The organism is Bradyrhizobium sp. F1.13.3 (assembly GCF_040548265.1).
Lineage (GTDB): Bacteria > Pseudomonadota > Alphaproteobacteria > Rhizobiales > Xanthobacteraceae > Bradyrhizobium.
In genome coordinates, this window is the sequence record NZ_JBEPRI010000004.1 from 87,095 (window position 1) to 112,729 (window position 25,635).

At 63.7% G+C, this 25,635-nt stretch carries 22 protein-coding genes and 1 pseudogene; 13 read left to right on the forward strand and 10 right to left on the reverse strand.

The window, feature by feature from the left end; translation table 11 throughout:
- The first annotated feature begins 51 nt into the window (after positions 1-51).
- The gene (locus tag ABIB66_RS12680) at positions 52-1,566 is read left to right on the forward strand and encodes an ATPase domain-containing protein (protein ID WP_354204137.1); all 1,515 of its coding nucleotides are present in this window, start codon (positions 52-54) and stop codon (positions 1,564-1,566) included.
- The gene (locus tag ABIB66_RS12685; protein ID WP_354204135.1) at positions 1,563-3,269 is read left to right on the forward strand and encodes a response regulator; all 1,707 of its coding nucleotides are present in this window, start codon (positions 1,563-1,565) and stop codon (positions 3,267-3,269) included. Before ABIB66_RS12680 ends, ABIB66_RS12685 begins: the two co-directional genes overlap by 4 nt.
- Positions 3,270-3,325: 56 nt before the next feature.
- On the opposite strand, the gene ABIB66_RS12690 is transcribed toward ABIB66_RS12685, so the two are convergent.
- The 5 genes from ABIB66_RS12690 to ABIB66_RS12710 form a co-directional block, all read right to left on the reverse strand.
- Positions 3,326-4,030, reverse strand: coding sequence for an amino acid ABC transporter ATP-binding protein (locus tag ABIB66_RS12690; protein ID WP_502918323.1), 705 nt, complete (start codon positions 4,028-4,030; stop codon positions 3,326-3,328).
- 102 nt (positions 4,031-4,132) lie between these two features.
- A complete protein-coding gene (locus ABIB66_RS12695) occupies positions 4,133-4,825 on the reverse strand; it encodes an amino acid ABC transporter permease (RefSeq protein ID WP_275167318.1) in 693 nt (230 codons plus the stop codon).
- Entirely contained in the window at positions 4,822-5,616 is a 795-nt protein-coding gene (locus tag ABIB66_RS12700; protein ID WP_354204132.1) for an amino acid ABC transporter permease, read from the reverse strand. The genes ABIB66_RS12695 and ABIB66_RS12700 overlap by 4 nt, the downstream gene beginning before the upstream one ends.
- A gap of 63 nt (positions 5,617-5,679) precedes the next feature.
- Positions 5,680-6,576 (reverse strand): amino acid ABC transporter substrate-binding protein, encoded by an 897-nt coding sequence (locus tag ABIB66_RS12705; RefSeq protein WP_354254911.1) that lies wholly within the window; start codon positions 6,574-6,576, stop codon positions 5,680-5,682.
- Between the two features lie 29 nt (positions 6,577-6,605).
- Entirely contained in the window at positions 6,606-7,766 is a 1,161-nt protein-coding gene (locus tag ABIB66_RS12710) for an aminotransferase class V-fold PLP-dependent enzyme (protein WP_354204128.1), read from the reverse strand.
- A 234-nt stretch (positions 7,767-8,000) separates the two neighbouring features.
- Here ABIB66_RS12710 and ABIB66_RS12715 point away from each other — a divergent pair, with 234 nt between their 5' ends.
- On the forward strand, positions 8,001-8,798 hold the full coding sequence (locus tag ABIB66_RS12715) for an IclR family transcriptional regulator (protein ID WP_354254912.1): 798 nt from the start codon (positions 8,001-8,003) through the stop codon (positions 8,796-8,798).
- Positions 8,799-9,031: 233 nt separating this feature from the next.
- Here the strand turns inward: ABIB66_RS12715 and ABIB66_RS12720 are convergent, their stop codons facing one another.
- The 3 genes from ABIB66_RS12720 to ABIB66_RS12730 form a co-directional block, all read right to left on the reverse strand.
- Positions 9,032-10,327 carry an MFS transporter gene (locus ABIB66_RS12720; protein WP_354055409.1) on the reverse strand — a complete coding sequence of 432 codons (1,296 nt, stop codon included), beginning with the start codon at positions 10,325-10,327 and terminating at the stop codon, positions 9,032-9,034.
- Positions 10,328-10,434: 107 nt separating this feature from the next.
- Positions 10,435-11,631: an acetyl-CoA C-acyltransferase gene (locus ABIB66_RS12725; RefSeq protein ID WP_354204124.1), complete on the reverse strand. Its 1,197-nt coding sequence runs from the start codon at positions 11,629-11,631 to the stop codon at positions 10,435-10,437.
- A 141-nt stretch (positions 11,632-11,772) separates the two neighbouring features.
- Positions 11,773-12,543, reverse strand: coding sequence for an enoyl-CoA hydratase (locus ABIB66_RS12730; RefSeq protein WP_354204122.1), 771 nt, complete (start codon positions 12,541-12,543; stop codon positions 11,773-11,775).
- A 149-nt stretch (positions 12,544-12,692) separates the two neighbouring features.
- Between ABIB66_RS12730 and ABIB66_RS12735 the strand changes: the two genes are divergently transcribed.
- Positions 12,693-13,232 (forward strand): PaaI family thioesterase, encoded by a 540-nt coding sequence (locus tag ABIB66_RS12735; RefSeq protein ID WP_354254913.1) that lies wholly within the window; start codon positions 12,693-12,695, stop codon positions 13,230-13,232.
- Between the two features lie 59 nt (positions 13,233-13,291).
- Positions 13,292-13,912 (forward strand): TetR/AcrR family transcriptional regulator, encoded by a 621-nt coding sequence (locus ABIB66_RS12740; protein ID WP_354055401.1) that lies wholly within the window; start codon positions 13,292-13,294, stop codon positions 13,910-13,912.
- Positions 13,913-14,042: 130 nt separating this feature from the next.
- Here the strand turns inward: ABIB66_RS12740 and ABIB66_RS12745 are convergent, their stop codons facing one another.
- The gene (locus tag ABIB66_RS12745; RefSeq protein WP_354204118.1) at positions 14,043-14,957 is read right to left on the reverse strand and encodes a LysR family transcriptional regulator; all 915 of its coding nucleotides are present in this window, start codon (positions 14,955-14,957) and stop codon (positions 14,043-14,045) included.
- Positions 14,958-15,058: 101 nt separating this feature from the next.
- On the opposite strand from ABIB66_RS12745, the gene ABIB66_RS12750 reads away from it, so the two are divergent.
- The 8 genes and pseudogenes from ABIB66_RS12750 (at position 15,059) to ABIB66_RS12785 (ending at position 24,436) form a co-directional block, all read left to right on the forward strand.
- Positions 15,059-16,555, forward strand: a complete 1,497-nt coding sequence (locus ABIB66_RS12750) for a CoA-acylating methylmalonate-semialdehyde dehydrogenase (protein ID WP_354204116.1) — start codon at positions 15,059-15,061, stop codon at positions 16,553-16,555.
- 120 nt (positions 16,556-16,675) lie between these two features.
- A complete protein-coding gene (locus ABIB66_RS12755; protein WP_354254914.1) occupies positions 16,676-17,821 on the forward strand; it encodes an isobutyryl-CoA dehydrogenase in 1,146 nt (381 codons plus the stop codon).
- On the forward strand, positions 17,818-18,885 hold the full coding sequence (locus ABIB66_RS12760; RefSeq protein WP_354254915.1) for an enoyl-CoA hydratase/isomerase family protein: 1,068 nt from the start codon (positions 17,818-17,820) through the stop codon (positions 18,883-18,885). The genes ABIB66_RS12755 and ABIB66_RS12760 overlap by 4 nt, the downstream gene beginning before the upstream one ends.
- Before the next feature lie 21 nt (positions 18,886-18,906).
- Positions 18,907-19,806, forward strand: a pseudogene (gene mmsB / locus ABIB66_RS12765) (3-hydroxyisobutyrate dehydrogenase); the annotation flags it as partial.
- Complete coding sequence (locus ABIB66_RS12770) at positions 19,806-21,524, forward strand: AMP-binding protein (protein ID WP_354204110.1); 1,719 nt, start codon at positions 19,806-19,808, stop codon at positions 21,522-21,524. The pseudogene mmsB and the gene ABIB66_RS12770, both read left to right, overlap by 1 nt.
- A complete protein-coding gene (locus ABIB66_RS12775) occupies positions 21,525-22,004 on the forward strand; it encodes a MaoC family dehydratase (RefSeq protein ID WP_354204108.1) in 480 nt (159 codons plus the stop codon).
- Between the two features lie 291 nt (positions 22,005-22,295).
- The gene (locus ABIB66_RS12780) at positions 22,296-23,213 is read left to right on the forward strand and encodes an SDR family NAD(P)-dependent oxidoreductase (RefSeq protein ID WP_354204106.1); all 918 of its coding nucleotides are present in this window, start codon (positions 22,296-22,298) and stop codon (positions 23,211-23,213) included.
- The gene (locus tag ABIB66_RS12785) at positions 23,210-24,436 is read left to right on the forward strand and encodes a BaiN/RdsA family NAD(P)/FAD-dependent oxidoreductase (RefSeq protein ID WP_354204564.1); all 1,227 of its coding nucleotides are present in this window, start codon (positions 23,210-23,212) and stop codon (positions 24,434-24,436) included. Before ABIB66_RS12780 ends, ABIB66_RS12785 begins: the two co-directional genes overlap by 4 nt.
- Before the next feature lie 69 nt (positions 24,437-24,505).
- Here the strand turns inward: ABIB66_RS12785 and ABIB66_RS12790 are convergent, their stop codons facing one another.
- Complete coding sequence (locus tag ABIB66_RS12790; RefSeq protein WP_354204104.1) at positions 24,506-25,585, reverse strand: D-TA family PLP-dependent enzyme; 1,080 nt, start codon at positions 25,583-25,585, stop codon at positions 24,506-24,508.
- Between the last annotated feature and the right edge of the window lie 50 nt (positions 25,586-25,635).

Sequence of the window (25,635 nt, forward strand, 5' to 3'; positions counted from 1 at the left end):
TCTCGGGCCGGCCGGAGCGCACTGTCGGCGATGGAGCTTCACGGGGGTTCAATGACCAATTCATCAAGCCGGGCGCAAACCAGCGACCCCGGAGAGTTGCCCAGGATTTCGACCGGCAGTGACGGCCTCGACGATATCCTGTACGGCGGGCTCGATCCCAATCGCATGTACCTCTACGAGGGTCGGCCCGGCTCGGGCAAGACCACGATGGCGCTTCAATTCCTTCTCGAGGGCGCCCGCTGCGGTGAACGCGTGCTCTATATCTCCCTGTCGGAAACCAAGCGTGAGCTGACGCTGGTGGCACAGCGGCATGGCTGGTCGCTGCAAGGCGTCGACATCTTCGAACTGGTGCCGCCGGAGACGACGCTCGATCCGGAGCGCGAGCTCACCGTCTTCCACCCCGCCGAAATGGAGCTGAGTGAAACCACCGGCCTGATATTCAAGGAGGTCGAACGGATCAATCCCGCGCGCGTGGTGCTGGACAGCCTGTCCGAGCTGCGCCTCCTTGCGCAGAACCCGCTGCGATACCGGCGCCAGGTTCTGGCCCTGAAGCACTTTTTCACCAACCGCAATTGCACGGTCATCCTCCTCGACGATCTCTCGTCGTCCCAGGACGATCTGCAACTCCATTCGATCGCGCATGGTGTCGTGATGCTCGAACAGCTCGCCATTGATTATGGAGCGGAGCGCCGGCGGCTTCGCGTGATCAAGATGCGCGGCATTCGATTTCGCGGCGGCTTCCACGATTTCACGATCGAAGCGGGAGGGGTGCGGATATTCCCCCGTCTGGTGGCGGCGGAACATCACACCTCGTTCATCGGTGAGTTGACGCCCAGCGGCAATACGCAACTCGACCAGCTCCTGGGAGGAGGGCTCGAGCGCGGCACCAGTGCGCTGCTTTTGGGCGCCGCCGGTGTCGGCAAGTCTTCTCTCGCGCTGACCTACGCGATCGCGGCGGCAGATCGCGGTGAGCATACGGTGTTCTTTGCCTTCGATGAAGGTCGCGGTACGGTGGAGGCCCGGGCTCGAACGCTGGGCCTGCCCCTCGAAAGCCATCTGCAATCGGGACTCATCCGATTTAAACAGATCGATCCCGCCGAGATGTCCCCCGGCGAATTCGCCGCCAATGTGCGCCAGAGCGTGGAAAAGGATAACGCGCGAATTGTTATCATCGACAGTCTGAACGGCTACCTCAACGCAATGCCGGACGAGCGATTTCTCATCCTTCAGATGCATGAGCTCCTGAGCTATCTCGGACAGAAAGGCGTGCTGACCGTCCTGATCCTCGCTCAGCACGGGCTGGTCGGTCCGATGGAAACGGCTCTCGATATCAGCTATTTGAGCGATGCCGTGCTGATGCTGCGCTATTTCGAAGTCGGCGGAACGGTGCGGCGTGCCCTCTCGGTCGTGAAGAAGCGCAGCGGCAATCATGAAAATTCCATCCGCGAGTTTCGTCTTGGCAGTGCCGGCATCACGGTCGGTCCTCCGCTGACCGGATTCAGCGGCATCTTTTCCGGGAATCCGCGTTACTCGGGCACGGAGATGCCGGAAGGGCTGTCGGAATGAGCGCCGACCGCGATCATTGCGTCCTGGTGTTTGCTCCGATCGGCCGCGATGGACCGGCATCGGTCGAGCTTTTCCGTAATTCGAATCTTCTGGCAATCAATTGTCGTGGTCTGCCTGAACTGGTCAGCGAGATGTCGGCGGGCGTGGGCGCGGTCCTTCTCGCCGAGGAGGGCTTGTTCGGAAAGGATACCCAGCCGCTGGCACATTGGATCGAGCGGCAGCCGCCCTGGTCCGACCTGCCCTTTGTCATTCTCACCAGCCACCGCGAGCAGCCGGCGGTGGTTGCCTGGCGCCGCAGCATCGTCGAGACACTCCGCAACGTTTCGCTGCTCGAGCGACCGGTTCAGCCGATCACGCTGACGAGCGCAATTCAATCCGCAATGCGGGCCCGCCGGCGGCAATATGAAATTCGGACCTTGCTGCAGGCGCGCGAGCGGACGGCCCAGGAGCTCGAGAAGCTCGTGGTCGAGCGCACGCGCGCGCTCGAGGAGGCCAACAAGCATCTGCGGGCCGAAATGGAAGAGCGTGCTCGCGTCGAGGAGACACTTCGTCAGGCCCAGAAGATCGAAGCCATCGGGCAATTGACCGGCGGAGTAGCTCACGACTTCAATAATCTGCTGATGGTCATCTCGGGTGGATTGGACATGCTCGATCGGCAGACGGATCCTGATCGGCGGCGTCGTCTGTTGGAAGGAATGGTTCAGGCGGCGCAGCGTGGTGCCGGCCTGACCAGGCAGCTTCTGGCTTTTTCACGGCGGCAGAAGCTCCGGCCCGAGGCCGTCGACATCCCAGCGCAAATCGGCGGCATGCGCGAATTGCTCGATCGGAGCCTGAGAGGCGACGTTCACGTCGAGTTCGATTTTCCGGAGGGGCTTTGGCCGGTGGAGGTCGATCCGGGAGAGCTGGAACTGGTCATTCTCAACCTGGCGGTCAATGCCCGCGATGCGATGCCGAACGGCGGCACGATCGTTGTCCGTGGCGAGAACCTGGCCGGCCTGGCCGAGGACGAGATCGCGGGCGATTACGTTCGTCTGTCCGTGATCGATAGAGGTGTTGGAATGAGCCCCGAGATCCTGGCGCGGGTCTTCGAACCGTTTTTCACGACCAAGGATGTCGGGAAAGGCTCGGGCCTGGGGCTTGCGCAGGTCCACGGATTTGCGACGCAATCACGCGGGATGGTTCGAATAAAATCGATCGTCGACGAGGGCACCAGCATCGAGCTCTATTTGCCGCGATCCAGGAATATTCCTTCGGGTGAACGGCATCTCATCGACCTGAACAGGGCGCGTCCCAAGAAGGCCAATCATGGCCGGGTTCTCCTCGTCGAAGACGACGACGAGGTCGCCGCGCTGGTCAGCGAGATGCTTGCGCAGCTCGGTTACCAGGTCACGCGCGCGGCCAGCGCTGCGGCGGCTCTCGGGGCCCTAGCCGACGGCCGCTCCGTCGATCTGGTGTTTTCCGACATCATGATGCCGGGCGGCATGAACGGTGTCGAACTCGCGTCCGAGATCAGGAGAAGGCGAAGCGACATCCCGGTCCTGCTGACGAGCGGATACGCCGAAGCCGCGGTTCACGAGGCCGAAATGGCCGGGATCCGGATACTGTCGAAACCCTACCACATCGACGAGCTCGCCGCAGCGCTCAGCGCTGCAAAATCGGACTTTCGGATCGGCGCGGAAACCAAGCGCTCCGGGGCGTCGTGAACGGGGCTGTGGCACCGCCTCGATAAGCTGCGTTCGATCGGGCGCTGCCGATTCAGCTAGTGAATGATCTGGTTTAGAAAAGCCTTCGCCCGTTCCGTGCGAGGGGCTTTGAAGAACGTTTCCGGCTCGGCCTCTTCGATGATGCTGCCACGATCCATGAAGACCACCCGATCGGCGACCTCCCGGGCGAACCCCATCTCGTGCGTCACGCACACCATCGTCATTCCCTCTTTCGCCAGCTCGACCATGGTTTCCAGTACCTCCTTGACCATCTCGGGGTCGAGAGCCGATGTCGGTTCGTCGAACAGCATGATCTTGGGCTGCATGCACAGCGCTCGCGCGATGGCGACACGTTGCTGCTGACCGCCCGACAATTGCGCGGGATACTTGTCGGCCTGATCCTGAATGCGGACCTTCCGCAGTAGGCCGAGTGCGCGATCGCGCGCCTCGGACTGCGAAATCCCGCGAACCCTGATCGGAGCCAGCATGCAGTTTTCCGCGACGGTGAGGTGCGGAAAAAGATTGAAGCTCTGAAATACCATCCCGACTTCACAACGTACGCTGTTGATGTCGGCGATGCGATTGGTCAGCTCGACACCATCGACGATGATCCTGCCTGCATCGTGCTTCTCGATATGGTTGATGCACCGGATGAGGGTGGACTTGCCGGAGCCTGATGGTCCGCAGAGCACGATCTTCTCGCCCTTGTCGACCTTGAGGGTAACGTCGTTCAGCGCGTTGAACGGGCCGAACCGCTTCACTACGTTCTCGACGACGACGATCTCGGCGGATCGTGTGGCATTGCTGACAGTCGATCGAGGATGTTCGTCTCCCCATTGCGAGCCCGTTCGGTACCCCGATGGTCAGCGGGCAGCGGCAACAGCATATCGCTTGCGAAGGATGGCGACGCACTGGGACGTCGCAGAGCTGATGACGAGATAGGCTACTGCTATGACGAGGTACATTTCGACGAGGCGGCCGTTGAGCTGCGCGAGCTTGGAGGCGGCACCGAGAAGATCCGTCAACGACAGGACATAGACGAGAGACGTGTCCTGAAACAGGATGATCGTCTGGCTCAGGATGATCGGGCTTGCCACCCGCAGGACCTGCGGGAGGACAATGTGGCGGTAGGTGTCGTAGGTGGACAGCGCGAGGGCTTGGCAGGCCTCAAACTGGCCCTTGTTCACGGCACGCAGTCCAACGCGGATGATCTCGGAATAGTAGGCCGCCTCGAACAAGCCGAAAGTGATGAAGGCGGTATAGGTGGCGCCGATCGGGATGGGGCGGCCGTTGCCGCTAAGGTGCCCGAGCACGATCGGCACCAGGAAGAAAAACCAGAACAGAACGAGGATCAGCGGGATCGACCGGATGATCGCAACGTAGCCGCGGATGATCTGGGCAACCACGGGAATCTCGAAGTGCTGCGCCAGCGCAAGGCAGGTTCCGAGAATCATGCCGATGGCGAACGCGGCGGCCGTGAGCGACAGTGAGAACAGCAGGCCCGACCAGAGATAGGGCCATGACTGCGCGACGATCGAGAAATCGAGGGCGTTCATTTCGCGGCCTCCATGACGTGGGGCAAGGCGCCTTGCCGCACTTCGCCGCCGGCGAGATCCTGGTCAGCCGGTAGCGTGGCGGGCGCGCTACCCGGAATCCGGACGGCTCTGTCGATCAGCGCCATGGCTTGATAGGCAATCAGTGCCAGACAGAGATAGACGATGGTCGCCGCGCCAAAGGCAGTGAATGTCTGGAACGTCGCTTCACTGATCTGGCGTGCCTGGGCGGTCAGCTCCATCAAGCCGATCGTGAGTGCGACGGAGGTGTTCTTGTAGATGCCCATCACCTCGCTCGTGAGGCTCGGCACGATGAGGCGCAAGGCCTGCGGCACGATGACGTGTCGATAGGCGAGGTAACCGCTGAGGCCGAGGGCGTTGGCGGCTTCGAGCTGTCCCTTTGGGAGCGCCTCGATGCCGGCCCGGACCTGCTCAGCTATGCGGGAAGCCGTGTAGAGCCCGAGGCAAAGAAGTGCCGGGAAGAACGATGCCCATGGTGGCGGGATCTGCTTGATTGCATCTCCGATTGCGCTTGGCACCACCTCTGGGAAAACAAAATACCAGAGGAACATCTGCACAAGGACAGGGATGTTCCGGAATATCTCGACATAGAGCCGGGCCGGTATCGCGAAGACGCGATTTTGCACCGTGCGGCCCACGCCGACGATCACCCCGATGCCGAAGGCGATCCACCAGCCGAAGAAGGCGAGAGCGAGTGTCCAGCCGAGGCCCGACAGCAGCCAGTCGATATAGCGCTGGCCGTCCGCCGTCTGTTCAAAAAGCACTCCGAACATCGCGAGTCCTCAAAGTTGCAGGTGCGGACGAGGATGACCTGGCGAGACGATCGGCTCCGACAGTCAGTCGACAGCATCGCTGGGATGCGCGATCCGGCCCATCAACTCGTCGGTGAGCGGAAATACGAGATTCTCACCCTTCGGCGGGATCGGCTTGGTGAACCATTTTGCGTAGGTCTTCTCGAATTGGCCTGATGCCATTTGCTTGGAGAGAACGTCGTCGACGAGTGCCTTGAAGCCGGCATCGCCCTTCGTGAACATCAGCCCGTAGTAGATCTTCGCGTAACCCTCGGGAAGGAACAGGAGTGCGTCCGGATTCGGCGCCGCAGCCTTGAGCCCGGCGAGGAGAATATCGTCCTCCATGAAGGCGGCCGCACGGCCGGTGTTCAACATGAGGAAGGATTCCGCATGGTCCTTGGCTTGGACGATGTTAAGGCCGAGCTGTTCCTTGGCGTTGACGCCCTGCGCGAAGCCGACCGCGTTGGAGCCTTGGGTGACGACGATCGTCTTGCCTTTCAGGTCGCCGGCGGTCTTGACGCCACTGGCGGCTTTGACCAGCCATCGCGGCTGGCTGACGAACGTGGCGACCGAAAACGAGACCTGTTCCTGCCGTTTCTTGTCATTCGCGGTGCCGCCGCATTCGATGTCGACGGTCCCGCTCTGGATCAGCGGTATCCGGTTCGACGAGTTCACCGGGGTGAAGCTGACCTTGAGATTGGGCAATCTCAGCTCCTCCTTGACGCGGTCGACGATCGCCGCGCAGAGATCGAGCGAGAAACCGACGGGCTTCTGGTCGGGCCCGAGGTACGAGAACGGTATCGAGGCCTCACGGTGGCCGATCGTAATCGCACCGCTGGATTTGATCTTGTCCAGCGTCGGGCTATCCGCCGCCGCGGAGGGGCTTGCGTTGATAGCTAAGAGCGCCGGGAGAAGTCCCAATACCTGAACGAGCTGTTTCATGGTTTTTGCCATCCCATCGTTTGTCAAATTCAAGCTGCAACCGAAGGGCGTCCGAGCCCTCGCCGGCGAACGACGTCGATCAGGCGATCGATATCCGTCGCGGTGTTGAACATGCCGAGCGATACGCGGATGCCGTCACGTTCGGGCGAAACGCGCACGCCGTTCTCCTCGAAATGCCCGAGCCAGTCCGCTGCGGGCAGGGCGATGACGTAGATGTGCGGAGCGCGGTGTTGTCGCTCGCGTGGGCCAACCAGGCGCACGTCCAGTTCGTCCAGGCGAGCGATCAGGTGATCGCCGAGGTCGAAGCAGTGGTTCTGGATGTTCTGCACCCCGATCTGCTCGATCATGTCGAGGGAAGCACCCAGAGCATGGATCGCGGGCAGATTGAAGTTGCCAAGTTCGAAGCGCCTGGCGGTCGGAGAGGGCGCCATTTTGTCCGGACGCGCGATGAGGTCGCTGGGGATATCGGCGAGGCTCGCGGCCGCCATATAGGCCGGTTCCAGCTCTCCAAGGGATTTGTCCCAATAGAGAAGCCCGAGCCCTTGCGGAACGAGCAATCCCTTGTGGCTGCCGGAGCCGATGAAGCTGGCGCCGATCGCCTTCGCGTCAACAGGTACGACGCCGATCGCCTGCATCACATCGACGACGAAGTAGAGCTTCTTCCTGGCGCACATCGTGCCGACGCTCTCGATGTCAAAGCAGTGACCGGCATGGAAGGTCACATGCGACATCGAGATCGCACGCGTCCTGTCGTCAATGAAGGTAGCAAAGCTGTCGCCGTCGACGATATCCGTCATCGGAACGAAGCGGATTTCTACGCCCTTCCGCTGCAGATTGAGGAACGCGTAGGCGTTGTTCGGATGATCGCCATGGATCATCAGAACATTGTCACCGGCCTGGAGCGGCAGTGCGTTTGCCGCGATGTTCATGCTTTCCGACGTGTTTTTCGTGAAGGCGATCTCGTCTGCTGTCACGCCGAGAAAGCGAGCGACCTTGGCGCGGGTCTGCTCCACCCGGTCGAGCCAGGCGCTTTTCGGGCCAGCCGTCTCGAAGCCCTCGCGGAGGAAGAGCTCGATCGCGGCTTTCACCGGGCGCGCGAGCGGCGTTTGAAATCCCGAGTCCAGATAAACCATCCGTTCAACGGCAGGGAATTCCTTCCTCACGGCGTCCACGTCGTAGTGACGAGACATGCACATCTCCTGTTGAGCGCGCCGTCGGACTTGGCAGTCGGCCGAGCGACGGAGCGACTTTTCGAAACGGCGAGACTGCGTTGCACAACTTTTGGTCAATCGCCCGCAGCGCCAAGAATATGAGCTTTCCGGATCGGGACAAATGGAATTGTCGAATATCAATAGATTTTATCCCGAAAAATGATAATTGTTGGATTATTGTGTATTTTGCTGCCAATCCCAACCGGTAGGGAAATGACGAAGCAAGTTGAGAGAGATGGACCCTTGGACCGCGCTCTCGCGATCGTTCGGCATGTTGCTGACCAACGCAAAGCCGTCTCAGCGGCAGAGATCGCGAAGGCTCTCACGCTGCCTCTTCCAACGGCGCACAGGTTGGTCGGAAATCTTGAAGGCCGCGGACTGCTTCAGAAGGCGTTGGGGACCAAGCGTTACGTTGTCGGTAATCAACTCGTCACGCTGTCCGCGACGGTGATCGGAGCGGCCTTCCGCACAGCGCGGCGGCACGCGGTACTTCGAGCTGTCGCGGCAGAAATCGGCGAACAATGCGAAATCGGCGTCGTGCGCGATAATTCCGTCGCGTATGTGGACAGCGTTCGCGTTTCGGAGCCGCAAGGCCTTCAGTTCAATCCGGGAGAAGCGGCGCCGCTACACTGCACGTCCACCGGAAAGATCTACATGAGCGGATTGCCCGAGCGGACCCGGGTGAAGCTGTGCCGCGCACTCGCTCTGACCAAATTCACTAAAACGACGATTGTCGATGTCCCAGCGCTGATGAAGGTGCTCGAAGAGACGCGGCAGCGCGGCTGGGCCAAAACGAACGAAGAGTACGTGAAAGGCGTGGTGGGGTGTGCCGTGCCCATCCTGTCCCCGGATCGAGAGCTCATCGCTTGCCTGGGCGTCTCCGTGCCGGTGGCACGCGTCAGCTTCGTCGAGTTGGATCGGTTCATAGGCCCACTGCAAAAGGCTGCCGCTCTGCTGTCGGAGACCATTTTGCAGGTTGAAGGGGATGACGACGCAGATGCCCAACGATGACATCCTGCTCCTGTTTTGCCCGACGAGTCAAATCGTTTTCGGTAAAGCGTAAGTCATTGATCCGCCACGCTCCGGCTACTGTGCATGGGGTTGTTTTCGCACTTTTTGTTTGAGCGCTGGTCGCGCCTTCCAGTACGTCTTCCGCCCAGCGCGCGGCATCCCGAACCCGAAGAAGCCGGTATCGCGCGGATCGGTGACGCCGCGGTCTTCGGCGTCACCACCACGATCAGGTCCTAAGCCATCGCGGCTTGCGGCTTCGGCTTCGGTTGTCGCGACAGCGTCAGCACGATCAGCGCGGCGAACACGCAGAGCGCGCCGGCGATGAAGAAGGCGGGCAGGTAGCTCTGATAGACCGTCCGCGAGAAGCCGGCGCCGAAGGCAGCGGTGCCCGCGCCGAGCTGGTGGCCGGCAAAGATCCAGCCGAACACCAGATTGGCGCGCTCGGGCCCGAATTTCTGCGCGGTCAGGCGCACCGTGGGCGGCACGGTTGCGATCCAGTCGAGCCCGTAGAACATCGCGAAGATCGAGAGCCCATAGAACGAGAAATCGCTGAACGGGAGGAAGATCAGCGAGAGCCCGCGCAGGCCGTAGTACCAGAACAGCAGGTAGCGGTTGTCATAGCGGTCCGACAGCCAGCCCGACATGATGGTGCCGAAGAAGTCGAAGATGCCCATCGCGGCCAGCAAGCCCGCGGCCTGCACCTGCGGGATGCCGAAATCGAGGCACATCGGAATCAGGTGCACCTGCACGAGGCCATTGGTGGATGCGCCGCAAACGAAGAACGTCGCGAACAGGACCCAGAACGCGCTGCTCTTCGAGGCGTCGCGCAGCGTGCCGAGCGCAACGCCGGTGATCGAGCCATGGCTGACGGGCGGGGCGGGCAGGGGTGTGGTGCCTTCGTCGCCGAACGGGCGCAGGCCCAGATCGCTCGGACGGTCGCGCATCGCGAGCAGGACCGCGAGGGCCGAAACACCAAGCGCGATGCAGACGAAGCCGAGCGCCAGCCGCCAGCCGAAACGTTCGGTGAGGCTTGCCAGCAGCGGCAAAAACACGAGCTGACCGGTGGCGACGCTCGCGGTCATGATGCCGACGACCAGGCCGCGCCGCGCCGCGAACCATCGCGTCGCGATGGTGGCGCCCAGCACCAGCGCGGTCATGCCGGTGCCGATCCCGATCACCACGCCCCACAGCGCGACGAGCTGCCAGACCTCTGTCATGCCGAGCGAGAGCACCAGCGCCGAGACCACGATGAGCTGTGCGGTCAGCGTGACGTTGCGCAGGCCGTAGCGGTTGAGCAGCGCTGCCGCGAACGGCGCCATCAGCCCGAACAGGATGAAGCGGATCGACAGTGCGGACGAGATCTCCGCCGTGCTCCAGCCGAACTCCTGCTGAAGCGGAACGATGAACACGCCGGGCGCGCCGACCGTGCCGGCGCTGATCAGCGCGGTGAGGAAGGTCACGCCGACCATCACCCAGCCGTAGTGGATATTGCGGCGGCCGAGCGTTGCCGCGAGCCAGTTCGAGATCATTGGGCCTCAATCTTAATGGGCAGGCGAGAGACCTGCGCAAGCTTGCAGAATGGCACGGGACTCGTCTGTCAAAAATGACAGAGTTCCCTCACTTCCGGACTTTCACGTCAGTGCGTCAAGCGCTCCACCGCGATCGCGGTGGCTTCGCCGCCGCCGATGCAGAGCGCCGCCACGCCGCGCTTGAGGTTTCGCGCCTCGAGCGCATGAAGCAGCGTCACGATCAGCCGTGCGCCGGTGGCGCCGATGGGATGGCCGAGCGCGCAGGCGCCACCGTTGATGTTGAGCTTCTCGCGGGGAATGCCGAGGTCGCGCTGCGCCGCCATCGCCACTACGGCGAAGGCTTCGTTGATCTCGAACAGGTCGACGTCGGCGGCACTCCAGCCGACTTTGTCCAAGAGCTTGCGGATCGCCGGGATCGGCGCCGTGGTGAACCATTGCGGTTCCTGGCTGTGGGTGGCGTGGCCCTTGATCTCGGCCAGAGCCGGCAGGCCGCCGCGATCGGCGAGCGACCGCTTCGTCAACACCAGCGCAGCGGCGCCGTCGGCATTGGCGGAGGAGGCCGCCGGCGTGATGGTGCCGTTGGCGCGGAACGCCGGCTTCAGCCCGGGGATTTTTGCGGGATCGACCCTCAGCGGATGCTCGTCATTGGCGACGATGCGGGGACCGGCCTTCTCGCTCAGCGTGATCGGCGCAATCTCGGCCTTGAACGCGCCGCCCTCGACCGCCTTGCGCGCCCGGCTGAGCGTTTCCATCGCATAGGCGTCCTGGTCCTTGCGGGTGAATTGATAGGCCTCTGCCGTGGCCTCGCCGAAATCGCCCATGGAGCGGCCGGTCTCGTAGGCGTCTTCGAGGCCATCCATCATCATGTGGTCGATGATGCGGTCGTGGCCGGCGCGATAGCCGCCACGGGCCCTGGCGAGGAGATATGGCGCGTTGCTCATGCTCTCCATGCCGCCGGAGACGACGATCTCGGCCGAGCCGGCGCGGATGATGTCGTGCGCCAGCATGGTCGCCTTCATGCCGGAGCCGCAGACTTTGTTGACGGTGGTGGCGCCGGTGGCGTCGGGCAGGCCGGCGGCACGCGCAGCCTGGCGCGCCGGGGCCTGGCCCTGGCCGGCGGGAAGGACGCAGCCCATGAAGACTTCGTCGACCTTCTCCGGCGCAAGCTTGGCACGCTCCAGTGCCGCGCCGATCACGTGTGAACCGAGCTTGTGTGCGGAGAGCGGCGACAACTCGCCCATGAAGCGGCCGAGCGGGCTTCGGACGGCGGAGACGATGACGACGGGATCGGCGGCTTCGGCCATGGGGAGACTCCCTCAGATGTCGAACGTGTAAGATTACGATCATCATATGATGCGGCGCAAAAAATGCAACCGCGTCCGGCATGAGAAATTGTCGTGGGTCAGATGAGATTTGCTCGTTCGGACGGACGAGGCGGAGAGCGCCTACCGCTTCCGATTCACAAACGCGCCCATCAGCCGCGTCGGCTCGTCCGTCAGGAACGACTCGCCGAAGACTTTGACGCTCAAATTCACCGACTCCGTCAGCGGCAGCTCCTCCCATTGCCGCAGCAGTGCCTTCTGCGACCGCAGCGCCTCGGGGCCGCATTCGAGCAGCGCCGTCACGAGGTGCTCGACCTCGGCATCGAGCCCGCCCTCCGGCGCGACCTTGTCGACCAGCCCCCACGCCAGCGCCGTCGGCGTGTCGATGTTCTCAGCGGTCATCACCAGCCAGCGCGCGCGGGCCCACCCGATCAGGCGCGGCAGCAGCGCCGCATGGATCACCGAGGGAATGCCGACACGCACCTCCGGCATGCCGAAATGCGCATCATGGGCGGCGATCCGGAAATCGCAGGCTGCCGCGACTTCGAGCCCGCCGCCAAGGCACCAGCCGGGCATGCGCGCGATCATCGGGGCCGGGAATTGGCGCACGGCCTCGCAGAGGTCGCGCAGGCGGCTGATGAAGGCCTCGGCGGACTTCTGGTCGAGCCTGGCCATCTCCTTGATGTCGGCGCCGCCGATCATGCTCTTCTCGCTCTGGCCGCGCAGCACCACAACCCGGATGCTGCGGTCGGACGAGAGCTGCTGCAAGCCTTCGCGCACCGCATCGGTGACGGGCGAGCCCAAAATGTTCAGCGAGCCGGCGTTGCAGATGGCGACATGAACGACGCCGCGCGCATCGCGGGTCACGCCGCAGTGGTTGTTGAGCATTTCCATGATGGGATCTCTGAGCTTCGTGGACGTGCGAATACGCCGGTCGGGATCACTTCCGGGCCGAAACGCATTGCTTGTCAAGCGGGCGGGGAGGGAGTTGCCAGCGCGAAGTCCGCAGCATAGTATGATGAAAATCATACCAAGAGACCGCGATGACCAGCATCGATCAACTCGACCTGTTTTCGCCCGCGCAGCGGCGCGAGCGGGTGGTGGAGTGGCAGGTGCCGGCGCCGGTTGCGAAAGTGGCGATGGGCCTGTCAGGCATGGATGCGATGCTGGGCATCCGCGACGGAAGGCTGCCGCCGCCACCTTTTGCCAAGCTGATCGGCTTCGTCATGGCTGTGGTCGAGCCGGGCCGGATCGTCGTGGAACTCGAGCCGCGCGAGGATCTCGAGAACACCATCGGCCTCCTGCACGGAGCTACAGCCGCCGCGCTGATCGACACCGCCATGGGGTGTGCGATCTCGACCAGACTGGAGTCCGGGCAGGGCTCCGTCACGCTCGATCTGAAAATGACCTTCCTGCGTCCGCTCTCGGTCCGGTCCGGGTTGATCTCCGCCGAAGGCAAGGTGATCAAGCTGGGACGCCAGAGCAGCTACACCGAGGGATTCGTCCGCGACGGTAAGGGGGCACTTGCGGTGCACGCAACGGCGACCTTTTCCATGATCGGCAACAATTTTACCGGGAATTAATGCGCCGTCCGGCCGATATCCGTGTTATTAGATGACCTTCGACATCCAATGAGATCCGCATGCGCTATTCCCGGGAACACAAGCAGGAAACCCACGACCGCATCGTGAAGAAGGCATCCGTGCGGCTGCGCGAAAAGGGCGCCCACGGCATCGGTGTCGCCGACCTCATGAAGGAAGCGGGCCTGACCCACGGCGGCTTCTACGCCCATTTCGATTCCCGCGAGGCGCTGGTGATCGAGGCGTTCGACTACGCCATGAATCGCTCGATGGAGCACTGGCGCAAGCAGTCCGATCAGGTCGCGCCGGAAAAGCAGCTCAGTCAGATCGTCGAGACCTATCTCTCGACGGTGCATCGCGACAACCCCGGTCACGGTTGCTCGATCCCCGCGCTAGGCGCCGAGATCGCCCGCGAGAGCCCGAAGACGCGAAAGGCGTTTGCCGGCAAGCTCGACGAGATGATCGAGATGATGACAGACTTCATCCCGAATCTGCCGCGCAAGGCCGCGCGCAAGCAGGCGATCGCGACGCTGGCCACCATGGCCGGCACCATGCTGCTGGCGCGCATCGCCGGCTCCAGCGAGCTGTCGGACGAGGTGCTGAAGACGGGCAAGGACAGCGCGCTGGATGGCGCCCGCCGCGAGCCGAAGGCTGCGGTTGCGAAGAAGGCGAAGCAGAGTTAGGCGGAGGTGCCGTTGAATGCGTAGGGTGGGTTAGCCGAAGGCGTAACCCACCATGCTTCACTGAGCGCTGGACGAAGTTGGTGGGTTAGCCGAGCAGATGCGCTTTGCGCATCTGCAGGGCTAACCCACCCTACGAAGTCCGCCCCGCAAACAGCGCCCGCTCGCGTTCTACAATCTCGGAAATATAATCCGCCACCGCGCGAATTCGCGCGAGGTCCTTGCTGTCGGCGTGCATCAGCATCCAGAAGGTGCGGGTGATCGACACCTCTTCCGCCAGTACCGCAATCAGCTGCGGATAGTCGGCCGCCATGAAATGCGGCAGCACGGCGATACCGAAGCCGGCGAGCGTGGCGTTGAGTTGGGCGATCAGATTGGCGCTGCGCAAGCGTGCGGAGATCTTGGGCGACACCTGCGGCAGATAGTCGAGCTCGGGCGTGAACAAGAGCTCCTCGATATAGCCGACGAAGCGATGCTGCGGCAGGACCTCGCGCGAGGTGATTTTCGGGAAGCGGTCGAGATAGGCGGGCGCGGCATAGAGCCCGAGGCGGTAGTCGAGCAGCTTGCGGCCGACGATGCGGCCTTCCTTCGGCATGGTCAGGCTGATCGCGATATCGGCCTCGCGCTTGGAGAGGCTGAACAGCCGCGCGGTGGCCACGAGTTGCAAATCGAGATCGGGATACCGGTCGGCGAAGGCTCCGAGCCGCGGCGCTAGGAACGCGGTCCCGAAGCCGTCGGGGGCGCCGATCCGCACCGTGCCGGTCAACCGCGCCACCGACCCGCCGACCTGCTCCTGGTTGGCGACGATGGTCGATTCCATGGCTTCCGCGCTGTCTGCGACGCGCTGGCCAGCCTCTGTCAGCAGGTAGCCGGTCTTGCGACGGTCGAACAGCTTGGCCGACAGGTGCTTCTCCAGCCGGTCGACACGGCGGATCACGGTGGCATGGTCGACGCCGAGCTGTTTTGCCGCAGCCGAAACCGAGCCGCCCCGCACGATGGCCAGCACGAAGCGGAAGTCGTCCCAGTCGATAGCGCCTTGATCCAGCATTTTCGCACATCTATGGTGCATTATCTCAGACTTGAATCCTATAAAATGCAGGTCGATAGGATTTGTCAAAGCGTTCAAGCTCGCCTCAAGGAGACCATTCCATGCGTTCAGTCGGACATTTCATTGGTGGCAAGGAGGTCAAGGGCACCTCGGGCCGCACCGCCGACGTATTCGAGCCGATGACCGGTGACGTCCAGGCCAAGGTGGCGCTGGCGTCCAAGGCCGAGGTCCGCGCCGCCGTGGAGAACGCCCGCGCCGCGCAGCCGGAATGGGCTGCGACCAACCCGCAGCGCCGCGCCCGCGTCATGATGAAGTTCGTCGAACTGGTGCAGCGCGACTACGACAAGGTCGCCGAACTGCTCGCCCGCGAGCACGGCAAGACCGTCCCGGACGCCAAGGGCGACATCCAGCGCGGCCTCGAAGTCGCGGAATTCGCCTGCGGCATTCCGCATCTGATGAAGGGCGAATACACCGAAGGCGCCGGCCCCGGCATCGACATCTATTCCATGCGTCAGGCGCTCGGCGTCGTCGCCGGCATCACGCCGTTCAATTTCCCGGCGATGATCCCGATGTGGAAATTCGCTCCCGCAATTGCCTGCGGCAACGCCTTCATCCTGAAGCCGTCGGAGCGCGATCCCGGCGTGCCGATGATGCTTGCCGAGCTGATGATCGAGGCGGGCCTGCCCGCCGGCATCCTCAATGTCGTCAACGGTGACAAGGAAGCGGTCGACGCCATCCTCGACGATCCCGATATCAAGGCCGTCGGCTTCGTCGGCTCCACGCCGATCGCGCAATATATCTACGAGCGCGCAGCCCAGACCGGCAAGCGCTGCCAGTGTTTTGGCGGCGCCAAGAACCACGCCATCATCATGCCAGACGCCGACATGGACCAGGCGGTCGACGCACTGATCGGCGCCGGCTACGGTTCGGCCGGCGAACGCTGCATGGCGGTTTCGGTCGCCGTTCCCGTCGGCAAGTCCACTGCCGACCGCCTAATGGAAAAGCTGGTCCCGCGCGTCGAGTCGCTCAAGATCGGCACCTCGATCGATCCGTCCGCCGATTACGGTCCGCTGGTGACGCGCGAGGCGGTCGAGAAGGTCAAAGGCTATATCGACATCGGCATCAAGGAAGGCGCGACGCTCGCCGTCGACGGCCGCGGCTTCAAGATGCAGGGCTACGAAAACGGCTTCTATCTCGGCGGTTCGCTGTTCGACAACGTCACCAAGGACATGCGGATCTACAAGGAAGAGATTTTTGGCCCCGTGCTCTCGGTCGTGCGCGCGCACGATTACAAGGAAGCGCTGGCGCTGCCGTCGGAGCATGATTACGGCAACGGCGTTGCGATCTTCACCCGCGACGGCGATGCTGCGCGCGACTTCGCGGCCAAGGTCAATGTCGGCATGGTCGGCATCAACGTGCCGATCCCGGTGCCGATCGCCTATTACACCTTCGGCGGCTGGAAGAAATCCGGTTTCGGCGATCTCAACCAGCACGGCCCGGATTCGGTGCGCTTCTACACCAAAACCAAAACGGTGACCTCGCGCTGGCCGTCCGGCGTCAAGGAAGGCGCGGAGTTCTCGATCCCGCTGATGAAGTAAGGCTGTAGCCCAGCCCGTCATTGCGAGCGTAGCGAAGCAATCCAGACTTTCTCCTCGGACACACTGGATTTGCTTCGTCGCTTCGCTCCTCGCAATGACGAGAACAGTGAGCAGCCCATCATGCAGTTCGCTCTGAACGAGGATCAGATCGCGGTTCGCGACATGGCGTTGGCGTTTGCGGCGGAGAAGATCGCGCCGCACGCGCTGCGCTGGGACGAGGAGAAACATTTTCCCGTCGAGGTCATGCGCGAGGCCGCCACGCTCGGCATGGGCGGCATCTACATCCGCGAGGATGTCGGCGGCTCCGCCATGACGCGGTTCGATGCCGCGCTGATCTTCGAGGCGCTGGCGACGGGTTGTCCGACCACCTCGGCCTTCATCTCCATCCACAACATGGCGTCCTGGATGATCGATGCCTACGGCAGCGATACCCAACGCCACAAATGGCTGCCCAAGCTCTGCACCATGGAGCTGATCGCGAGCTACTGCCTGACCGAGCCCGGCGCCGGCTCGGATGCGGCGGCGCTCCGCACCCGTGCCGTGCGCGACGGCGATCATTACGTCCTCAACGGCCAGAAGCAGTTCATCTCCGGCGCCGGCCGGACCGATCTGCTGGTCGCGATGGTGCGCACTGGCGGCGACGGTCCCGGCGGCATCTCCACCCTCGTGATCCATGGCAAGACCCCGGGCGTCTCATTCGGCGCGAACGAGCGCAAGATGGGCTGGAACGCGCAGCCGACCCGCGCCGTGATCTTCGAAAACGTCCGCGTTCCGGTCGCCAATCGCTTGAACGAGGAGGGCGTCGGCTTCAAGATCGCGATGGCCGGTCTCGACGGCGGCCGCCTGAACATTACGGCATGCTCGCTCGGCGGCGCGCAGACCGCGCTCGACAAGGCGCGCGCCTACATGAAAGAGCGCAAAGCCTTCGGCAAGCGTCTGGACGAATTCCAGGCGCTGCAGTTCCGCCTCGCCGACATGGCGATCGAGCTCGAGGCCGCGCGCACCTTCCTGTGGCGCGCAGCAGCCGCGCTGGACCGCAAGGATCCCGACGCCACCATGCTCTGTGCGATGGCCAAGCGTTTTGGCACCGATGCCGGCTTCGAGGTTGCCAACCAGGCGCTCCAGCTTCATGGCGGCTACGGCTATCTCAGCGAATACGGCATCGAGAAGATCGTGCGCGATTTGCGCGTGCACCAGATTCTCGAAGGCACCAATGAAATCATGCGGCTGATCGTGGCGCGCAAATTGATCGAGGGCGCCCGATGAGTGGAACGGAGGAGGGCGATCTCGTCGCACGGGTCGAGGGCTCGGCCGGCATTGTCAGGCTCAACCGTCCGAAGGACATCAACGCCGTGACGCTCGAGATGTTTCGCGACATCGACAAGGCGCTCGACCTTTTTGAGGCCGATCCAGCCGTTGCCGTGATCGTGCTGGAAGGTGCAGGCGAGCGCGGCCTGTGCGCCGGCGGCGACATCCGCGCGCTCTGGGAGAACTCGAAGGTCGACGGCGACCTCGGCAAGATACTCTGGCGGGAAGAGTACATCCTCAACGCCCGGATCAAGAAATTCCCAAAACCCTATGTCGCCTTCATGGACGGCATCGTGATGGGCGGCGGCGTCGGACTCTCGGCGCATGCGAGCCATCGAATCGTGACCGATCGCACCAGGCTCGCGATGCCTGAGGTCGGGCTCGGTTTCTTCCCTGACGTCGGCGGCACCTGGCTGTTGTCACGCGCGCCGGGCGAGATCGGCACTTATTTCGGCCTGACCGGCCAGACCATGAACGGCCCCGATGCGATCCACGCCAGGTTTGCAGACGCGGTGGTCACGGCAGCCAAATGCCCCGAGTTGCGCGACGCGCTGACCAAGGTTCGCCAGGGCGTCACCGCGGCCGATGTCAGCAAGCTCATCAACGGTTTTGCGACCGGGGAGACCGCCGGGCCGGTCGCCGCAAAGGAGCCGGCGATCGACGCATTGTTCGGCTTCGACCGCATGGAAGACATCGTCGCCGCGCTCAGGCGCGACGGTTCCGAGTTCGCGCTGGCGACATTGAAGACGCTCAACGAAAAATCGCCGCGCGGCATGGTGGTGACGCTCAAGCTGCTGCGGCTCGCGCGCACCGCGTCGAGCCTGGAAGAATGCCTGGTGCGCGAATATCGCGCTGCGCTGGAAGTCTTCCGCAGCGACGACTTTCGCGAAGGCGTGCGCGCCGCCGTGATCGACAAGGATCGCAATCCGACCTGGTCGCCGTCGCGGGTCGAGGACGTCACGCCGGACATGCTTGCGCACTATCTCGCCGAGATCGGCGCCGACGAATTGAAGTTCAACTAATCAACGAAACGTTCAGCGGAGGAAATTAAGATGGCCACGATCGCATTCATCGGTCTCGGCAACATGGGCGGGCCCATGGCCGCCAATCTGGTCAAGGCCGGCCACAAGGTCGTCGCTTTCGACCTCGCCGAGGCCTCCCGCAACCAGGCCAAGGCCGACGGTGCCGGCATCGCCGAGAGCGCTGCGGCCGCCGTGAAAGGCGCCGACGCGGTCGTCACCATGCTGCCGGCCGGCAAGCATGTGCTCGGTGTGTGGGGCGAGGTCGTCCCTGTCATGACCAAGGGCGCGTTGATCATCGACTCCTCCACCATCGACGTCGAGAGCGCGCGGCAGGCGCATGCGCTGGCGGCCGAGCACGGGGTTCGTTCGGTCGACGCGCCGGTCTCCGGCGGCACCGGCGGCGCCAAGGGTGCGACGCTCACTTTCATGTGCGGCGGCGAGGACAACGCGTTTGCAGCGGCAAAGCCTGTGCTGGAGAACATGGGCAAGAAGATCGTGCATTGCGGCGGTGCCGGCGCGGGCCAGGCGGCAAAAATCTGCAACAACATGATCCTCGGCATTTCCATGATCGCGGTGAGCGAGGCGTTCGCGTTGGCTGAGAAGCTCGGGCTCTCGCATCAGGCGCTGTTCGACGTCGCCTCGACCTCGTCGGGCCAGTGCTGGTCGCTGACGACCTATTGCCCGGTGCCCGGGCCGGTGCCGACCTCGCCCGCCAACAACGACTACAAGCCGGGCTTTGCTTCGGCGCTGATGGTGAAGGATCTGACGCTGGCGCAGGACGCCGCCAAGGCCGCCGGCGCGGCAACGCCGCTCGGCAAGCATGCGCAGGAGATCTATCAGTCATTCGACGCAGCCGGCCAGGGCGGGGTGGATTTTTCCGGAATTATCAAGCACGTTAGGAGTCTAGCCGGGAAAGCCTGATGACGACATTTCAGGAAGCGCGCGCGTTTCTGCTTCACAACCGCACGGACTACGAGACAGCCGTCAACGGCTTCCGCTGGCCGGATCCGGTTCCCTTCAACTGGGCACTCGACTGGTTCGACGCCGAGCTGGCGGCGAATGCGGACAGCAAGGATCGTCCTGCGCTCTGGATCGTCGATGCGGCGCAGGACCGGCAGACCAAGCTCTCGTTCGGGGCCCTGTCGCGCCGCTCCAACCAGGTCGCGAATTTCCTCCGCGCGCAGGGCTTGAGGCGCGGCGATCATCTCCTGCTGCTGCTCGGCAACGTCGTTCCGCTATGGGAGACAATGCTGGCCGCGATCAAGCTTGGCGTGGTCGTGATTCCCGCGACGACGCTGCTCACCGCCGACGAGCTGCGTGATCGGCTCGATCGCGGCAAGGCAAAGGCGGTGGTCGCAGCGCAGGACCAGGTTGCGAAGTTCGCAAGTCTTGGCGCCGACAATATCGTCCGCATCGTCGCGGGCGAGGCCTCCGATGGCTGGCTTTCCTATGATGACGCGGCAGAGGCGGCGGAGAGCTTTGCAGCCGACGGCCCGACCAACGCCGATGACCCCATGCTGCTCTATTTCACCTCGGGCACGACCGCAAAGCCAAAGCTGGTGCGGCACAGCCAGCGCAGTTACCCCGTCGGCCATCTCTCGACCATGTACTGGATCGGGTTGAAGCCCGGCGACGTGCATCTCAATATCTCTTCGCCCGGCTGGGCAAAGCATGCATGGAGCTGCTTCTTCGCGCCGTGGAACGCGGGCGCAACCGTCTTTGTGGCCAATCAGCCGCGCTTCGACGCCAAGGGGCTGCTTGCCACCATCGGCCGCTGCGGCGTCACTACGCTGTGCGCGCCGCCGACGGTGTGGCGGCTGTTCATCCAGGAGAACTTGGCGTCGTTCAAGGTGGCCTTGCGCGAGGTCTGCGGCGCCGGCGAGCCGCTCAATCCTGAGGTGATCGACCAGGTGCAGGCCGCCTGGGGCCTCACCATCCGCGACGGGTACGGCCAGACCGAAACGACGGCGCTCGCCGGCAACTCGCCTGGTCAAAAGATCAAGGTCGGCTCGATGGGCCGGCCGCTGCCGGGCTATCGCGTGCAGGTCAGTGACGCCGATGGTCATCCGGCCAAGGAGGGCGAGGTGGCTCTGGTGCTCGGCGAAAACCGCCCCGCGGGCCTGATGCAGGGCTATCAGGGCGACAGCGGAGGGCTGTCCGGCGCCGAAGGCGAGCTTTATCGCAGCGGCGACGTCGTGTTCGAGGACGACGATGGCTATCTCACCTTCGTCGGCCGCTCCGACGACGTGTTCAAATCCTCCGACTACCGCATCAGCCCGTTCGAGCTCGAGAGCGTGTTGCTCGAGCACGAGCTCGTCGCAGAAGCCGCCGTGGTGCCGAGCCCGGATCCGATCCGGCTCGCGATTCCCAAGGCTTTTGTGCTGCTGACATCCGGCGCGGAGCGCTCGCCGGAAACTGCGCTCTCCATCTTCAGGCATCTGCACACGCGCCTTGCGCCGTTCAAGCGCATCCGTCGCCTCGAGATCGTCACGGAGCTGCCGAAGACGATCTCGGGAAAGATCCGCCGCGTCCAGCTCAGACGTCTCGAGCGCGACGACGACCGCAACGATCCTCTGCGCGGCCGGGAATTCCGCGAAGAGGATTTTCCGGAGCTGCCGAAAACACGGAGTGAGACCTAAGTGAACGAAGTCTGGAAGAAGCCGCCGATTACGCTTCAGGCCTATCAAGCCATGGTCGGCAAGGAGATCGGGGTGTCGTCGTGGCACCTGGTCGATCAGCCCCGCATCGACACCTATGCCGACGTGATCGAGGATCACCAGTTCATTCACGTCGACCCGGAGCGTGCGAAGAAGGAGACGGCGTTCGGTTCCACCATCGCGCACGGTTTCCTGACGATGTCGCTGCTGTCGATCATGTCCTACGAGGTGATGCCCGTCATCGCGGGCACCACGATGGGCGTCAATTACGGTTTCGACAAGCTGCGTTTCATCTCGCCGGTACGATCCGGAAAACGCGTCCGCGGCCGTTTCGTGCTGGCGGAAGCCAAGCTGCGCAAGCCGAATGAATTGCAGTCGCGCACCAACGTCACCGTGGAGATCGAAGGCGAGGACAAGCCCGCGCTGGTCGCGGACTGGCTGGGGTTGATCTATTTCGCCTGATTGGGGCCGTCGCTGCCGGGCTTGACCCGGCAGCCCATCGCTGCTCAAAAGTTGTCCAAATCGCGCTCGGTGCACCCTCTCCCCTTGCGGGAGAGGGTGGCGAAATCGAGCGGAGCGAGATGAAGCCGGGTGAGGGGTATCTCTCCACACGCTCATCTGCCGAGACAGACCCCTCATCCGGCGCCGTAGCCAACGCTACGCGTTGGCGTTTTAACTAGGAACGGCGGCCGTTGGCCGCCTATGCCACCTTCTCCCGCAAGGGGAGAAGGGAAGACAGCACAGGGAAGCACAATGGCAATCAGGTTCGACGGGCGCGTCGCCATCGTCACCGGCGCGGGCAATGGTCTCGGCAAGGCGCATGCGCTGGGATTGGCCAGCCGCGGCGCCAAAGTCGTGGTCAACGATTTCGGCGGCGCGCGCGACGGCACTGGCGGCTCGCTGTCGCCTGCGGAGACCGTCGTCGAGGAGATCCGCAAGGCCGGCGGCACCGCGATGGCCGACGGCGCCGACGTCTCCAATTTCGAGCAAGTCACCGCGATGGTCGAGCGCGCCACCAAGGAGTGGGGCAGCGTGGACCTCTTGTGTGCCAATGCCGGCATTTTGCGCGACAAGTCGTTCGGCAAGATGGAAGCGGCCGATTTCCAGAAGGTGCTCGACGTGCATCTCGTCGGCACCTTCTATTGCTGCAAGGCCGCCTGGGCCGGCATGCGCGATCGCAACTACGGCCGCATCGTGCTGACGACGTCGTCCTCCGGCCTCTACGGCAATTTCGGCCAGGCCAATTATGGAGCGGCCAAATCCGGCATGGTCGGCCTGATGAACGTGCTGGCGGAAGAGGGTCGCAAGTCCGACATCCGCGTCAACATCATCTCGCCGACGGCGGCGACCCGCATGACGGAAGAGCTGCTGCCGCCGCAGGCGCTGCAGTTGATGAAGCCGAACGCGATCACGCCCGCGGTCGAGTACATGCTGAGCGAGGACGCGCCGACCCGCACCATCATGGGCGCTGGCGCCGGCTCGTTCGCGGTGATCAAGATCGTCGAAAGCGAAGGCATCAACCTGCCGGAGTCCGAGTGGACCCCGGACGCGGTCGCGGCGCATTTCGCCGAGATCAGCGACATGTCGAAGGCGAAGGCGCTGCAGGGGGCTTTCGAGCAGACGCAGAAGTATGTGGCGCAGGCGGCGGCGCGTGCCGGAGTTAAACTCTGACAGCCGTCGCCGTCATCGGCGCCGGCCCTGCCGGTCTGATGGCGGCCGAAGTGCTCGTGCAGGGCGGTGCTCGCGTCACCGTCTACGACGCGATGCCGTCCGCCGGCCGCAAATTCCTGATGGCCGGCCGCGGCGGGCTCAATCTCACCCACAGCGAACCGCTGCCGCAGTTTTTGGCGCGCTATCGTGAGGAGGCGCCGAAGCTAACAGCGGCGATCGACGCCTTTCCGCCTGACGCGCTGCGCGCCTGGAGCGAGGCGCTGGGCGAGCCGACCTTTGTCGGCTCCAGCGGGCGTGTGTTTCCGAAAGCGTTCAAGGCATCGCCCTTGCTGCGCGCCTGGCTGCGACGCCTCGATGCCGCCGGCGTGCGCTTTGCCTTTCGCCAGCGCTGGATCGGCTGGGACGGGGACGGACGACTGGTCTTTGGCGCACCCGGCAGCGGCGCCGCCATCGCCGCGAACGCCACGGTGCTGGCACTCGGTGGCGCAAGCTGGCCGCGGCTGGGCTCCGACGGCGGCTGGACGACGATCCTGGCGGACAAAGGCGTTGCGATCTCGCCGCTGCGGCCGGCGAACTGCGGCTTCACTGTCACATGGTCCGAAATCTTCCGCACGCGCTTCGAAGGCCAGCCGCTCAAGGGCATCACGCTGTCCTTCGGTCCGCACCGCGCGCGCGGTGAGGCCATGATCACAAGCACCGGGATCGAGGGCGGGGCGATCTATGCGTTGTCGGCCGAACTGCGCGACGCCATCGTGGCGAACGGCGAAGCGGTCCTGCAAATCGCCTTGCGCCCGGATGTCGATCATGGCGAACTCGTCAAGCGCCTATCCGTCCCGCGCGGCAAGCAATCATTCTCCAACTTCCTGCGCAAGGCTGCGCAGCTGTCTCCGGTCGCGGGCGGGCTGTTGCAGGAAGCCGCCATCGGTGCTGGCCACTCGTTGTCGGCAATCTCGGCTGAACAATTGGCGGAGCTCATCAACGCCGTGCCGGTCAAGCTCATGGGCGTGGCGCCGATCGCGCGCGCGATCTCCAGCGCCGGCGGGATTTCGTTCGACGAGCTCGACACCGCCTTCATGATCCGCAAGCTGCCGGGCGTGTTCGCAGCCGGTGAGATGCTGGACTGGGAGGCGCCGACCGGCGGCTATTTGCTCCAGGCTTCGTTTGCGACGGGGGCTGCGGCTGGCAGGGGTGTGTTGCGACGGCTCGCCCTGGAGTATGGGTAGAGCGCAGCGAAACCCATCATTCGGGTAGGGTCGATGGGTTTCGCTGCGCTCTACTCATCCCACGGAGCCCTACCGCAGCTTTCCCCGTGCCGCCACCGGCAGCGTGCCGATGATCTCCTCGCCGCGCACCATCACGACTTCGTCCATCATGTTGACGACGACGCAGACATGATTGGGCACGATGCGGACAACGTCGCCGACGTTAGGCCGGGTGTTGCTGCGGGAGAGGTCGAGGAAGCCGTGCTCCTCGGCAAAGCGTGCGATCTTGGCTTCGGGGTGCTCCAGGATCAGGCCGTGGCCGTCGAGGCCGCCGGTGTCCGTCGTCAGCGTCTTCGAGCCGGCGTCGAGGATGCCGCGCTCGGGCGCGGCGCGGCTGACCACGGTCGAATAGATGTGCAGCGCGCAATCGTCCCAGGTGGCGGAGCCGGCGGCGACCTGCATGCGGTCGTTATAGATGTAGGTGCCGAAGCGATGCTCGGTGCCGCCCTTGAGCTTGCCGATATTCTTCAGGTTCGGCGTGCCGCCGGTCGAGACGATTTTTGCATCGAGCCCGTGCGCGCGCACGCCGGCCAGAGCTTCGTCATAGAATTTTTGCGCGTCCGCCCACCCAGTCTCGGTCGGATACATCATGAAGCCGGCGAACTCGAGCCCCTTGGATGCAGCAATCTCCTGCGCCAACGCGATTGCCTCGGCGGGGGTCTCGACGCCGGCGCGCTTGCGGCCGGTATCGCATTCGACCACGACCGACAGCGGTCGGCCTGAGGCGGCGGCAGCCTTGGGCAGGCCGGCAACGACGGTCGAATTGTCTGCGGCGACCGTCATGTTGGCCTTTGCCTGCAGCGCCCCTAAGCGCGCCATCTTCTCATCGCCGAGCAGATTGTAGCTGATCAGAATGTCGTCGACACCGGCATTGGCCATGATCTCGGCTTCACCGAGCTTCTGGCAGGTGATGCCCTTGGCGCCGGCCGCGATCTGCATCTTGGCGATCGTCGGGTTCTTGTGCGTCTTGATATGAGGACGGTTGGCGATCCCGGCGTCGTCGCAAGCCTTCTGGATCCGCGCGATGTTGCGCTCGACCTTGTCCATGTCGATGACGGCGCAGGGCGTGCCGTATTCGCGGGCGATCTTGGCGGCAAGGGTCGTTGTCATGGAAGTCTCTGAGTTGGCGCGCATTCCGTTTGCAAAAGCGGTGCCCACTT

Excerpts from the sequence above, each read along its gene's own strand:
- ABIB66_RS12680 (WP_354204137.1), top strand. The coding sequence starts at position 52 with ATGACCAATTCATCAAGCCGGGCGCAAACCAGCGACCCCGGAGAGTTG.
- ABIB66_RS12685 (WP_354204135.1), top strand. The coding sequence starts at position 1,563 with ATGAGCGCCGACCGCGATCATTGCGTCCTGGTGTTTGCTCCGATCGGC.
- ABIB66_RS12695 (WP_275167318.1), bottom strand. The coding sequence starts at position 4,825 with ATGAACGCCCTCGATTTCTCGATCGTCGCGCAGTCATGGCCCTATCTC.
- ABIB66_RS12700 (WP_354204132.1), bottom strand. The coding sequence starts at position 5,616 with ATGTTCGGAGTGCTTTTTGAACAGACGGCGGACGGCCAGCGCTATATC.
- ABIB66_RS12705 (WP_354254911.1), bottom strand. The coding sequence starts at position 6,576 with ATGAAACAGCTCGTTCAGGTATTGGGACTTCTCCCGGCGCTCTTAGCT.
- ABIB66_RS12710 (WP_354204128.1), bottom strand. The coding sequence starts at position 7,766 with ATGTCTCGTCACTACGACGTGGACGCCGTGAGGAAGGAATTCCCTGCC.
- ABIB66_RS12715 (WP_354254912.1), top strand. The coding sequence starts at position 8,001 with ATGACGAAGCAAGTTGAGAGAGATGGACCCTTGGACCGCGCTCTCGCG.
- ABIB66_RS12720 (WP_354055409.1), bottom strand. The coding sequence starts at position 10,327 with ATGATCTCGAACTGGCTCGCGGCAACGCTCGGCCGCCGCAATATCCAC.
- ABIB66_RS12725 (WP_354204124.1), bottom strand. The coding sequence starts at position 11,631 with ATGGCCGAAGCCGCCGATCCCGTCGTCATCGTCTCCGCCGTCCGAAGC.
- ABIB66_RS12730 (WP_354204122.1), bottom strand. The coding sequence starts at position 12,543 with ATGGAAATGCTCAACAACCACTGCGGCGTGACCCGCGATGCGCGCGGC.
- ABIB66_RS12735 (WP_354254913.1), top strand. The coding sequence starts at position 12,693 with ATGACCAGCATCGATCAACTCGACCTGTTTTCGCCCGCGCAGCGGCGC.
- ABIB66_RS12740 (WP_354055401.1), top strand. The coding sequence starts at position 13,292 with ATGCGCTATTCCCGGGAACACAAGCAGGAAACCCACGACCGCATCGTG.
- ABIB66_RS12745 (WP_354204118.1), bottom strand. The coding sequence starts at position 14,957 with ATGCTGGATCAAGGCGCTATCGACTGGGACGACTTCCGCTTCGTGCTG.
- ABIB66_RS12750 (WP_354204116.1), top strand. The coding sequence starts at position 15,059 with ATGCGTTCAGTCGGACATTTCATTGGTGGCAAGGAGGTCAAGGGCACC.
- ABIB66_RS12755 (WP_354254914.1), top strand. The coding sequence starts at position 16,676 with ATGCAGTTCGCTCTGAACGAGGATCAGATCGCGGTTCGCGACATGGCG.
- ABIB66_RS12760 (WP_354254915.1), top strand. The coding sequence starts at position 17,818 with ATGAGTGGAACGGAGGAGGGCGATCTCGTCGCACGGGTCGAGGGCTCG.
- ABIB66_RS12770 (WP_354204110.1), top strand. The coding sequence starts at position 19,806 with ATGACGACATTTCAGGAAGCGCGCGCGTTTCTGCTTCACAACCGCACG.
- ABIB66_RS12780 (WP_354204106.1), top strand. The coding sequence starts at position 22,296 with ATGGCAATCAGGTTCGACGGGCGCGTCGCCATCGTCACCGGCGCGGGC.
- ABIB66_RS12790 (WP_354204104.1), bottom strand. The coding sequence starts at position 25,585 with ATGACAACGACCCTTGCCGCCAAGATCGCCCGCGAATACGGCACGCCC.